We start from the raw sequence: 12,714 nt of genomic DNA on the forward strand, positions 1-12,714 counted from the left end.
GTTGTATTTCGAATGCTTTATCCTATGTGGTTACTTCACAAGTTAAGTAAAACGTGGCGCTGGCAGCGCTTACAATATTCGTAAGTTAGACCTAGTATAGTAAGAATTCAATGGTAATAAATAAGGGAAGAATTATTGACTTTCTTAAAATGCTTATCAAGCATTGTGAAGCGAATAATATGTCCCCACTGGCTTATGAAAAGCTAGGAAAATTCAAACGAAATTCTGTCTAGTAAAGTCTAGTCGATTCAATTTGTTCGGTGCATTTTGACTTCGCAGAGTTATGTAAAATACCATTTGCCTAATTTACAGACTAATATTCGATTGCCTATTTAATAGCGTGCGTGAGCCCTCAAGCGTTAAATGCCCATAGTCAAATTGAAGCGGCTTGTCGCCTACAAGCGTTTTACAATTGCCAGTGCTGTCACAAATATTTTTAAAAATCGATATATATTTTACGTTTTTATTTCTAAGCTCATTTTTAAACTTTGAGTCTATTTTCTCAATAAACTCATACTTTTGCGTTCGCTTTAGTTTGTCTTCAAAATCACTATGGGCCAATATACGCGGAAGGGGTTGCGTGTATTCAATAATTGGTCCTAGCACGGTCACTTCAGTATTCGCGGTATCTATTCTGTCCAGTGTTTTCAGTAGCCACGGTAAGTCGTCGATTTTCCATCTAGCAGAAATAATGATCTTTTCATATCTTCGAGTCGGAATTATCTCCTCAAACGCAATGCGCATTAACTGAGCACACCGCTTTTCACCTTGGTAGCTTATAGTAGGCTTGCAACCACTGGCTGTTATTTGACTTACCGTTTGATTGGGCTTTTTATTCGCTTCTAAACCGGCATACCAGTGTGCGGCATGGCTATCGCCTACCAATAGAATGTTTTCTTTTTCTTCTTGAGCAATTAAGCAAGTGTCTTTTTTGAAGTAGGAAATGTCAGAATAACTACTTGTTAAAAAGCATACGCCAGGCCTAAAGTAAGACGCATCATGATTGTCCATGAATTCCTCATAGGCTAATTGCTGTTCGTTGAAGCGCATGGGCAAAACATAAGTTAAACCATAAACTACAGCGCATAGTATTGCGCTAGATAAGGCAACTTGCAGGTATACTTTTTGTGCAACTCCTTTACTGTTTTTTGATTTCCTAAAACGTTGTTCAACAAAGTAATATGAAAGCACACCTAGTAAAATTGAAAGGATCAATACAATAATTTTATCTAGTGCTTTCAGTTCTGTTTCAAGATGAAGTTGATAGAAGATTATAACAGGCCAATGCCATAGGTAGAGAGAATACGAAATATTACCTATAAATTCTGCAGGCTTAATTGATAATAATCGGTAGATGAATAAACCCTTTCTTGAAAAGGCAAGCACGGCAACTGTAGCTAATGTAGGAATAACAGCTTTTATTCCAGGAAACTCATCGTGAGTGAGAAAAAAGCAGCTTGCGAGGAGAGTAATTACACTAATAGTTGTCAATAATTCGCAAAGAGTGCGATGGCTTTTCAAGTGTAAGCCATAAATAGCTATAGCCCCTCCTAAAATAAATTGCCAAAACCTTGTAAATGACGCGAAAAACGCAAAGCTAACATCACTATGAGTTAAATAAACACACCCAATAAAACTCAATGCGCCAATGGTACTTAAAATAGCAATAGAAAACCTTTTATATGCCCCATAAGCAAGTATCAAAATTATTGGCATGAATGCATAAAATTGTTCTTCAACCGAAAGCGACCAAGTATGTAGCAGAGGAGAACCTTGTAGTTCGCTATCGAAATAGCCTGATTTGGTATAAAAGTAAAAATTTGAAATATAAAGACAAGAGGCCACTAAGCTCCACGTGTATTTACTAAATTCTCCGGGAAGGAAGTATGAAAAAGCGAATAAAGAAGATACTGAAACTGTCGCAAAAAAAGCGGGAAATAAGCGTTTAAAGCGTTTTACGTAAAAGTCTGAAATAGAAAACGCGTTTTGCTGAATTTTATTGTATATCTGCCCCATGATGAGATAACCAGATATAACAAAGAATATATCTACGCCTATGAAGCCTCCAGGTAAATGGTGAGGGCTGATATGATATATGACTACACTCAATACAGCTAATGCTCGCAAGCCTTGAATGTCTTCCCTGAATGTCATTTTTTGTTTTACCTGTTGTGAGAATTTATTTTTCTTAATTTTATACACATAAAGGCTAGTGATGAACAGCATTACGGTAACATTTAGGGATATTCACTTTGCTAAGTACAAAGACTAGTAGCTTTAAACGGGTACGCTCTTAGAAATTTCGCCATTATCAGCTATATAGGGTAGCGGTAATGTCTGTCTCTCGTGTAAACTACCGCTCTTATTTCAGGCAAGCCTTAGCGCACGGAAAGATTCTTTCTATGCTTTGGCCATGCAGTCATCATGCAAATTGAGGAAAACATGGAGCTTGACGCTATTATCAATCAGGCACAAAGCCAGATTGACGCTGCAGAAGATGCAGCCACATTAGACCAAGTTAGGTTCGAATTCATGGGTAAGAAAGGTAAACTTACCGACTTACTTAAAGGGCTTGGAAAGTTATCGAACGAAGAACGTTCTGCCGCAGACTAAAAGATTAATCTAGCTATACAGGTTATTTAGCAAGCTACTCCTTCAGAAAGTGTGTTTTACATATTGAAGTGCTTCGTACAAAGCTAGTCGAGAAGCAATTGGAATAACTTGCCTTCCCATTAAAGGCCAGCCCCGAAATTGATGATGGGTTCCACAATTTTGACCTTCAGAATGTTTCAGCTGGTTCCCCTGCGCATGTCGACTACTTTGCTTTTTATTTTTACCCAGGGATTATTCACCGTATTCAAACCGCTGATATCCAAATTCATACATAGAAGTGGAAAAGTCGCCACTACGTACTTCGCTCCATGACTGTATATCGTGACGAAAGACCATAATCGAGCCTTCAAAACTTTCATTAGATAATTTATAACCTTATCATGTATAAGGGTTTGGTAATATAAAAATGAATGTTTTAATTAGCAAATATTACTGATAAGCCTAAAAGTTTAGATCGGTCTGACGGTAGCCTATTATCTTTAGGCGCTTTATTTAAATTTTCTTCGTATGAACAAGTTAAACCGAAAGTGCGACAGCATAATTAGAGTTAACAATAATAATGCCCCAATAGATGGCGAACTTACCTTAATCGTTTCCACACTTGTTAGAGTGAATCTAACCGTAGAATCTACAGGATAAGTAACCCCAGCATTTACATCATCAACCCTTTCAATAAGTCTAAGTGAGCCGCCGCCGCTTTGGGTATCTGAAGTAAGGTCGTTATCGAACCATGAAACTGGTGATGCGAAGTCAGGCATTTCGTCGCGCAGTAAGGTATCTTCTCCAAACGCTAAAAAATCGTTTAGTAAATCATAAAAGCCGAAGCTTAGATGCAGTGTTGTGTCTATGTTTCCGTTCGAAAAAAGGGTAGTTTGTCTAGCGTAATCTTTAAGCGATATGCCATCGCCAATATAGCCATCGTCATAAGTTGGCCCGTCATACATTTCTAATATTTCTTCGGGGTAATACTCATCGTATTCTGCTTGATAAACTCCCTCGTTGTTGAGTCGAAAGAGCATATCGCCAAATTCAACACTAGATGTTAATGCTGGGCGGTCGTTATCATGAACAGACCACCAATAATAGCCTGTTTCAAGTCTGCCTCGAATTGGCGCTGAAGTGTCTAAGGTAAAAGAACCTGTTACCTGTTCTCCCAATAAATCAAAAGGATCGAAAAATTCCAGCGCAGAGTTTTCTATTTCTGAGACAACCCCGTTGAAGTTATAAGTTACAATTGCACTGTTTACCGAAAAGCTCGCAAAGATGAAAGCAATACTACTTAGCAGTTGACGATAGGAGATATTCATAACGTAGCCCTAATGATTGCTAGAAATTATACTTTAGTCTAATGGTGAATGCGTGGCTAGAACTTCTTCATTTTATCGTTAGCGTTTTGAATAAAGTTGTAAGTTTTCCCCTGCGTAAGTAAAACCCACAAAATTTCGCCATTATCAGCTATATAGGGTAGCGGTAATGTCTGTCACTCGTGTAAACTACCGCTTTTATGTCAGGCAAGCCTTAGCGCACAGAATAATTCTTCCTATGCTTTGGCCATGCAGTCATCATGTAAATTGAGGAAAACATGGAGCTTGACGCTATTATCAATCAGGCACTGAAATTAAATTATTATCTTGCATCACTGGCGTTTTCGTTGTGATAATTCTCCTGAATTAACACCAATGCACAAAATAAGGTCAGCGCCTTCTAAATTGCAAATGAGAACTTCTTGATTGTAGTTTACAACAAGTTGCAAAATGCCAAAGGACTCACTTTTCTTTCTACCTCATTTTCTTTTTGAACAATGTCCAATAGTCATTTGCGATTTTTTCGATACTGTAATCGAAGCTACGTAATTTTGATTGCTTACTATAATGCTCTACCACCTCTGGTGTCTGAAAACAGTTGATGGCGTCGGTGAGCATTGCCGAACTATTTACAGGTACCAATACACCGTACTCAGCCATTTCCACTCCACGTGCAGTAAATGTATAGCTTCCGGCTAAAATTTCTGCAGGGCCGGAAGGGCAATCAGACATAATAACTGCTTTACCTAGGACCATTGCTTCTAGCAGTGCGTTTGGAAAACCTTCATTGGTTGACGCAGAAATGTAGTATTTTGCTCGCGAAATTACCGCGTAGGGGTTCTTAGCATAGCCAAGTAGCATAACCCTATCATGTGCTTTTATTGCTGAAATATATTCGACTAGCTCTTTTTGCAACTCACCAGTTCCTAGCACGACCAATGGAGCAGGCTCTGAAGATGCGAGAAAGGCATTTATTAATAGCTTTGTGTTTTTACTTTTAGTGAGTCTACCAACGGATACTATAAATTCACCGGGTAAACTAAATTCCGGTGATTTCTGACCAAGCGCGATTATATCTTTAATCGGATAGGGGTTAAATATTGTAGCAGCACGTCGCTGGTTTACATTATAGGTGCTAACTAAGTTCTCTGTTACGCCCGTCGATACGCCTAAAGCTGTGCCAGCCAACCGATAACATATCTTAGGTATGATATCAGCTATTATTCGTTTAACACCAGAAAACTGATTGTCAAAGTGGCTACTTAGGTGCATGCGTTCGCAAATGACAGTAGGGTAATTATGTACCAACTTGCCAACAATAGCATTGCATACATTGGCTCGAACCAAGAAACTCACACATAAGTTTGGTTTTATGCTTTTGACATGACGATAAACGTTTAAAATACTCAAAAACAAACTTCGCTTACTGTTTGCAATTATGAGATTAACATTTTTTGGAAGTTCTCGCACAATAGGCTCGTCGTCCAGTAAGAGAACATGAACTTCGATGTCGTGGTATAGACTTTTTTGGCTTAAAATATTTACCAGTGCTCGCTCTGCCCCCCCATAGCCAATAGAATTGATAATAATTAGTAAGCGCTTCATAGAATGTTGTAACAATTTAAAAAAGCAAAGATTGCATATGCTTAATAAATTTTCAATGCTTTCTATTTTCCACTATTATTGAAAACTTGCTTCATGAAGGTGAATTACGCGAGAAGTAGTGACCACAACTATTAAACATTGTCGAGATTGTTTTAAAGGGATTTATAAGTGAAAATTGCGCTCTACCAACCATGGATCTATTTGTACGGCGGTTTGGAAAAAAGCTTATTAGAAGTCGTAACCCGCTCTCAACATGACTGGGTTGTTTTTACAGGGCATTATGAGCCGGAAAATACATTTCCAGAGTTCAAAAATGTTGATGTACGGGTATTGAACTCCACTTCCGTAAAACGAACGCTATTTGGTACTTTGATTAGTGCTTTTCACATTGCTCGGCAAAAAATTCCGGCAGAAGATTTTGACGCTGTAGTTGTGTGGTGTGACGGCTTAGGCGACTTTATTTCATTTCGTAATCATTCGTTACCTCTTATGAATATTTGTAGTACGCCATTACGTGCAGCATTTGATCCTGTGTATGAAAGACAGGTATTAGCTAATAGCGGCTTTTTGTATCATCTCAGTTATAAGCTTTTTAAATTTGGCTTCAAAATAGTAGATAAAGCTGCATGGCGGTACTTCGACAGTATCATTACTACAAGCACCGAAGTAAAAAACAGAATTATTGAAGGCGAGCTTTGTACTGATGAATCTAGAATGGTGATGGCATATCCAGGCATTGAATTCAAAAGTAGCCTTGAAGATGTGACTTACGAACCATTTATTCTTTTACCCGGCAGAATTATGTGGACTAAAAATATTCAGCTAGCTATTTCTGCTTTTCTCAAGGCTGATTTAAATACCCCTTGGAAGTTGAAAATTGCCGGTTTCCTTGATGAAAAAAGCCAAACATATTTAGAAGAGTTAAAAGAGCTAGCAAATCGTTCATCTAATATCGAGTTTATTATTTCACCCTCACATCAAGAGTTGAGCTTACTGTATAAGCAAACTGCTTTTTGTTTGTTCCCCCCTTTAAATGAAGATTGGGGTATTGTTCCTTTAGAAAGTATGAACCACGCCAAAGCAGTGATTGCTAACGCAAGTGGCGGACCGAAAGAGAGCATTGAAAATAAAAAAACGGGCTTTTTACTTCAGCCAGAAGTGGACGCGTGGGCAAAAAAAATAAGATTGTTAGCAGGAGATATTCCACTTTGTAAGAGCATGGGTATCAATGCTAATGAGAGGGTAAAATCTTTTTCATGGAGTGAGTTTGTAAAACGAATTGATAATACCTTGTCTAACATTATCAAAGAGTAACATCCTAGTGTTTAGAACTATTAGCTGATAACTTCACTAAATATGTTTTCTTTCGCTGTGCTTATTTGTTTGCGGCTCTTATTACATATTTTACTGTGAGTACAGTTTTCATTTACCGTGTTTATGTGATTTCCCACCAAAATTTCGCCATTATCAGCTATATAGGGTAGCGGTAATGTCAGTCACTCGTGTAAACTACCGCTTTTATTTCAGGCAAGCCTTAGCGCACAGAAAAATTCTTCCTATGCTTTGGCCATGCAGTCATCATGTAAATTGAGGAAAAAATAAACGTTGCTGAATATAAGCTCACCACATATAAATTAAAGGCATATTCTTTCCTGTAGCGTCAATCATTTTACTAATACACAGGTTACAGATGGTAAAAAAAACTGTGCGATTTTACGCCCCTTATAGGAATCAACATTTTTTAAAAGCGATTCCATTACGGAAAAGTAAAGGCGAGGCATACGCACATGAATGTTCTTTGCGCTCCAGTAAAACTTAACCTGCTCGAAGCCGATATCCTCTACCGATTTAACATCTTCAAATGTCCACTCTTTCAAATGAAAACATTCAGGAGAGGCAGAAAAATATTGCGATACATCGTGTGGACCACTAAAAGCATGTGGTGTTCTAAATGCATAGGCGCCACCTTTTTTCAAAATTTGGTTTACTATAGTAAAGTGATGTTCAACATCTTCATCGTGTAAGTGCTCAATAAGTTGGTCACTGAATACAAAGTCTACGCTTTCAATTTCTATTTGCGATAAATCATAGCCGTCATAAACCACGATAGAGGTGTTTTCTGGGAATTGTTCGCTTTTGTCCCTTTGGTCAGAAATATCAACGCCTATAGCTTGTTGGCTGTGTTGAGCTGCCTTTTTAAGAAGTCTTCCATCTCCAGACGCAAACTCAACAAATACCTCATCTTTTTTAAGAAAGCGCTTTATAAAAGCCATTCTATGGCTTACTTTTTTGCGACTTTCAGTTTCATCATTTCGTTTTGTTAAACGTGGATGGTCTGGAACTTTTGAGAACAGCTCATCATACATTTTGCTGTAGATTTCTTTACGCGACTCTCTGTTCGCTGCTTTTAGCTGCGAAGCGAGGTTTTTTTCAACTTGGTAATGGTTTAATACTTGCTCGTATGTTCGGTTTGATGGAAGCGGTTTCCTTATCTGCATTCTACTATCCCTGTATATCTAAAACGTTTTTGTTCTTTTACTTAGGAGATATTAAAGAATGTGAATAGATGTTCAAGGCATTTCTGCGGACAATAAGTTGGTTGAAGAAATTGTGTACTAAATCCTTTATATTCGTTCAAGAAACCGCTTCTCTCTCACTATTCCTATTACCTACTCACCAAAATTTCGCCATTATCAGCTATATAGGGTAGCGGTAATGTCAGTCACTCGTGTAAACTACCGCTTTTATTTCAGGCAAGCCTTAGCGCACAGAATAATTCTTCCTATGCTTTGGCCATGCAGTCATCATGTAAATTGAGGAAAACATGGAGCTTGACGCTATTATCAATCAGGCACAAAGCCAGATTGACGCTGCACAAGATGCAGCCACATTAGACCAAGTTAGGGTCGAATTCATGGGTAAGAAAGGTAAACTTACCGACTTACTTAAAGGGCTTGGAAAGTTATCTAACGAAGAACGTCCTGCCGCAGGCCAAAAGATTAACCAAGCTAAGCAAGTTATTCAGCAAGCTATTTCTGCAAAAGGTGAGTTTTTACGCACTGAAGAGCTAAACAAAAAGCTAGCAGAAGAAGCGGTAGACGTAACTTTGCCTGGTCGCACAGAAAAGCCAGGAAACTTACACCCGGTTAGCCGCACGATTGCACGCATTGAGTCTTTCTTTGGTGAGCTAGGCTTTTCAGTTAAGACTGGCCCTGAAATTGAAGATGGTTTTCACAACTTCGACGCGCTGAACATTCCTGCGAATCACCCAGCGCGAGCCGACCACGATACCTTTTATTTTAACCCAGACATGATGCTTCGTACGCAAACCTCTGGTGTTCAAATTCGTACTATGGAAGCGGAAAAGCCACCATTGCGTATTATCTCGCCAGGGCGCGTGTATCGCAACGACTACGATCAAACTCACACGCCAATGTTCCACCAGGTGGAAGGCTTGATGGTTGATAAGAATGTTAGCTTTACCGACCTTAAAGGTATTTTGCACGACTTCTTACATCACTTCTTTGAAGAGTCACTAGAAATTCGCTTCCGTCCGTCTTATTTCCCGTTTACTGAGCCTTCAGCAGAAGTAGACGTTATGGGTAAAAACGGTCAGTGGCTAGAAGTACTAGGCTGCGGCATGGTGCACCCAAATGTACTTAAAGCTGTGGGTATCGACCCAGAAGAGTACACAGGTTTTGCCTTTGGTATGGGCGTAGAGCGCTTAACCATGCTTCGTTACGGTGTTAACGACTTGCGCGCGTTCTTTGAAAACGATCTTCGTTTCCTTAAGCAGTTCAACTAAGGCAGAGAGTACACATGAAATTCAGTGAAAAATGGTTAAGAGAGTGGGTTAACCCGTCGCTGTCGGCACATGAGCTGTCTGAACAGTTGAGCATGGCTGGCCTTGAAGTAGACGGTGTTGAGCCAGTAGCAGGCGATTTTAAAGGCGTGCTAGTAGGTGAAGTGGTTGAGTGCGGTCAGCACCCGAATGCCGATAAATTGCGCGTAACCAAAATTAACGTAGGTGGCGATGAACTACTTGATATCGTTTGTGGTGCGCCTAACTGTCGTCAGGGCATCAAAGTAGCGGTAGCGGTTGTTGGCGCTGTATTGCCAGGCGATTTTAAAATTAAGAAAGCGAAGCTTCGCGGTGAGCCGTCATTTGGCATGCTTTGTAGTTTCTCTGAGCTAGGTATTAGTGACGACCACGACGGTATTATCGAGCTTCCAGCCGATGCGCCTATTGGCGAAGACATTCGCGATTATCTTGGTCTTGATGACAACGCCATTGAAGTAGACCTAACCCCAAACCGTGCAGACTGCCTGGGTATTCGCGGTATTGCCCGTGAAGTGGGCGTGCTTAATAACCTTGACGTGTGCGAGCCTGAAGTAGCAGCGGTAGACGCAACTATCGATGATAAATTGTCAATTACGCTAAGCGCTGATGACGCATGCCCGCGTTACTTAGGTCGTGTAGTTAAGGGCGTTAACGTTAAAGCGGCATCGCCACTGTGGTTAGTTGAAAAGCTACGTCGCTGCGGTATTCGCAGCATCGACCCTATTGTTGATGTGACTAACTTTGTGTTGTTAGAGCTTGGCCAGCCGATGCACGCGTTTAATCTTGCCAGCATTGAAGGCAACATTAACGTACGTATGGCGAACGAAGGCGAAGCCCTTACGTTGCTAGACGAAACCGAAGCTAAGCTGCAAAGCAATACTTTGGTTATTGCTGACGACAACAAAGCGCTAGCAATGGCAGGTATTTTCGGTGGCCTACACTCTGGTGTAACTACTGAAACGCAAGATATTTTGCTTGAAAGTGCGTTCTTTAGCCGTGATGCCATTATGGGCCGTGCCCGTCAGTATGGTTTGCATACCGATGCATCGCACCGCTACGAGCGTGGTGTAGACCCGCTACTTCAGCGTAAAGCCATGGAGCGAGCAACAGCTCTGGTACTTGAAATTTGTGGTGGTGAAGCTGGCCCTGTGGTTGAAGCCGTAGCTGAAGACAAGCTACCTAAGCAGGCAACGGTTACGCTTCGTCGTGAACGTTTAGCTCGTGTACTAGGTATTAGCATTGATGATGCAAAAGTAACGGAAATGCTTAACCGCCTTGGTTTAGACGTTACTCAAACTGAAGCAGGTTGGGAAGCGGTTGCACCAAGCTATCGTTTCGATATTTCAATTGAAGAAGATTTGATTGAAGAAATTGCCCGTGTTTACGGCTATAACAACATTCCAAACGTGGCGCCAAAAGCGACCTTGGCTATGTTGCCTTCGCAAGAAGCTAAGCTGCCGCTTAATACAATGAAGTCGTTGTTACTAAGTCGTGGTTATAACGAAGCGATTACGTATTCGTTTGTCGACCCTAAAATTCAAAACGCCTTGTTCCCAGATGTGAAGGGTATGGTGTTACCACATCCAATTTCATCTGATATGTCGGTAATGCGCGTAAGTTTATGGCCGGGTTTAGTTGGTGCTGCTGCTTATAATCAGAAGCGTCAGCAACAGCGAATTCGACTGTTCGAAACCGGATTACGCTTTATACCTCAACAAGATGCGCCTAATGGTGTATTGCAAGAACAAGTAATTGGTGGTGTAGTAGCAGGGCGTCGTAACGAAGAGCATTGGGACTTGGGCGATAGCCCAGTTGATTTCTTCGATGCAAAGGCAGACGTTGAAGCGTTGCTTGCCCTTACCGGCAAGCAGGGTGAGTTTACTTTTGTAACAGGGCAGCACAGTGCGTTACACCCTGGTATGACTGCAAAAATTTTGCTTAATGATGAAGAAGTTGGCTATATTGGTGCTATACACCCGCAGTTTACTAAGTTGCTTGGTGTTAACGGCCGTGTATTTGTGTTCGAGTTGGCGGTAGATGCCATTACCGAGCGTAAATTACCGTCGGCAGTACCGGTATCGCGCTTCCCGTCGAACCGCCGTGATATTGCTATTACGGTTAAAGATGAAGTGCGTGTAGGAAATGTCCTTTCTTACATAGAAAAAATTGGCGTAAATCAACTAGTTGCTCTAAACTTGTTCGATGAGTACAAAGGCAAGGGAATTGAGCCTGGCTACAAGAGCCTTGCTTTGTCACTTCATTTACAAGATCCGGATAAAACCTTAGAAGAAGCTGAAATTCAGCAAGCCGTAGATACTGTGGTTAAAGGTCTGGAATCTGAGTTTGGGGCCGCGTTAAGAGAGTAAACTATGGCATTGACCAAAGCCGAGATGGCTGAACACCTATTCGAGAAACTAGGCATTAACAAGCGTGATGCGAAGGATCTGGTAGAGCTTTTTTTCGAAGAGATTAAAGGCGCTCTGGAATCTGGTGAGCAAGTAAAACTGTCAGGTTTTGGCAACTTTGACCTGCGTGATAAAAACGAACGTCCTGGCCGTAATCCTAAAACCGGTGAAGACATTCCTATTAAAGCGCGTCGAGTGGTAACGTTCCGCCCGGGTCAAAAACTAAAAAGCCGAGTTGAAAACTCAGAGCCTGTCGACCAATAATCTTTAGGTCGTTACAATACTGAAAAAGAGCGAGAGGCTTCTCGCTCTTTTTGTATTGCCTCTTTTTTACAGTGCACTCGCACTGATTTTTATATGCAATGTCTTTGGAGGAAAGTGTGAAAAAAGCACTTGTCGTTCTTGCTATTATTATTGCCGCTACCTTTTCATGGTTTGCTTATTTGTCGCTAGATGCTGATAAACGAGATCAAGATGCAGCGCAAGTTCCGCTTATAACAGTGATGGAAATCCTTCACGCAAGCGATTTGCAGCAAGGCGTAAAGCAAGCTGTTAAAAATGATGATGCCGAAGCTGTTGATTCATGGATGGCGCAGGCCCGTGAAGTAGGGCAGGCTGCTAATTTAGCGTCAGAAGATATGGATTACCTTAATTCTGAAACCGCAAAAGACTACGTGGTATTTAATGCTAAGCGTCAGCTGTATAACGAAGCCTTTGAAGCGCGCTATTACGCCTTAGAAGATGTAGAGTCGCTAAAAGCCCAATACCCTGAAGCCAAAGACTTATTCCCACGCACCGATGCGCTGATTGAAAAGCGTGATGCGATCATTCAACAAATTGCCGTAGCCATTTCTGGCAGCGAACAGCCCGATGATGCGGCGCTTCAAGAAGCGCGCAAGCAGTGGCTAGCGAAATCGAGTAAATAAGCAGCTTTTAGGGCTGCTTT

10 protein-coding genes are annotated in these 12,714 nt (G+C 40.9%); 6 read left to right on the forward strand and 4 right to left on the reverse strand.

Going from position 1 to position 12,714, the window contains the following annotated elements; translation table 11 throughout:
• Positions 1–306 precede the first annotated feature (306 nt).
• Entirely contained in the window at positions 307–2,226 is a 1,920-nt protein-coding gene (locus MADE_RS08040) for an acyltransferase family protein (RefSeq protein ID WP_023559630.1), read from the reverse strand.
• Positions 2,227–2,424: 198 nt separating this feature from the next.
• Between MADE_RS08040 and MADE_RS19985 the strand changes: the two genes are divergently transcribed.
• Entirely contained in the window at positions 2,425–2,613 is a 189-nt protein-coding gene (locus MADE_RS19985) for a hypothetical protein (protein ID WP_023559631.1), read from the forward strand.
• 488 nt (positions 2,614–3,101) lie between these two features.
• On the opposite strand, the gene MADE_RS08050 is transcribed toward MADE_RS19985, so the two are convergent.
• Both MADE_RS08050 and MADE_RS08055 read right to left on the reverse strand, forming a co-directional pair.
• Complete coding sequence (locus tag MADE_RS08050; protein WP_012518123.1) at positions 3,102–3,920, reverse strand: hypothetical protein; 819 nt, start codon at positions 3,918–3,920, stop codon at positions 3,102–3,104.
• Positions 3,921–4,391: 471 nt separating this feature from the next.
• On the reverse strand, positions 4,392–5,327 hold the full coding sequence (locus MADE_RS08055; protein WP_232363110.1) for a glycosyltransferase: 936 nt from the start codon (positions 5,325–5,327) through the stop codon (positions 4,392–4,394).
• A 363-nt stretch (positions 5,328–5,690) separates the two neighbouring features.
• Here MADE_RS08055 and MADE_RS08060 point away from each other — a divergent pair, with 363 nt between their 5' ends.
• On the forward strand, positions 5,691–6,836 hold the full coding sequence (locus MADE_RS08060; RefSeq protein WP_012518125.1) for a glycosyltransferase: 1,146 nt from the start codon (positions 5,691–5,693) through the stop codon (positions 6,834–6,836).
• 350 nt (positions 6,837–7,186) lie between these two features.
• On the opposite strand, the gene MADE_RS08065 is transcribed toward MADE_RS08060, so the two are convergent.
• On the reverse strand, positions 7,187–8,020 hold the full coding sequence (locus MADE_RS08065; RefSeq protein WP_012518126.1) for a class I SAM-dependent methyltransferase: 834 nt from the start codon (positions 8,018–8,020) through the stop codon (positions 7,187–7,189).
• Between the two features lie 326 nt (positions 8,021–8,346).
• On the opposite strand from MADE_RS08065, the gene pheS reads away from it, so the two are divergent.
• The 4 genes from pheS to MADE_RS08085 all read left to right on the forward strand — a co-directional run bounded on the left by pheS (position 8,347) and on the right by MADE_RS08085 (position 12,694).
• Positions 8,347–9,327: a phenylalanine--tRNA ligase subunit alpha gene (pheS, locus tag MADE_RS08070; RefSeq protein ID WP_012518127.1), complete on the forward strand. Its 981-nt coding sequence runs from the start codon at positions 8,347–8,349 to the stop codon at positions 9,325–9,327.
• A 14-nt stretch (positions 9,328–9,341) separates the two neighbouring features.
• Positions 9,342–11,729, forward strand: a complete 2,388-nt coding sequence (pheT, locus tag MADE_RS08075; protein ID WP_012518128.1) for a phenylalanine--tRNA ligase subunit beta — start codon at positions 9,342–9,344, stop codon at positions 11,727–11,729.
• Between the two features lie 3 nt (positions 11,730–11,732).
• The gene (gene ihfA, locus MADE_RS08080) at positions 11,733–12,032 is read left to right on the forward strand and encodes an integration host factor subunit alpha (RefSeq protein ID WP_012518129.1); all 300 of its coding nucleotides are present in this window, start codon (positions 11,733–11,735) and stop codon (positions 12,030–12,032) included.
• 116 nt (positions 12,033–12,148) lie between these two features.
• Entirely contained in the window at positions 12,149–12,694 is a 546-nt protein-coding gene (locus tag MADE_RS08085) for a hypothetical protein (protein WP_012518130.1), read from the forward strand.
• The last annotated feature ends 20 nt before the right edge of the window (positions 12,695–12,714 follow it).

Origin of the sequence: Alteromonas mediterranea DE, from assembly GCF_000020585.3 — a bacterium.
In the GTDB taxonomy this organism is placed as follows: Bacteria; Pseudomonadota; Gammaproteobacteria; order Enterobacterales; family Alteromonadaceae; genus Alteromonas; species Alteromonas mediterranea.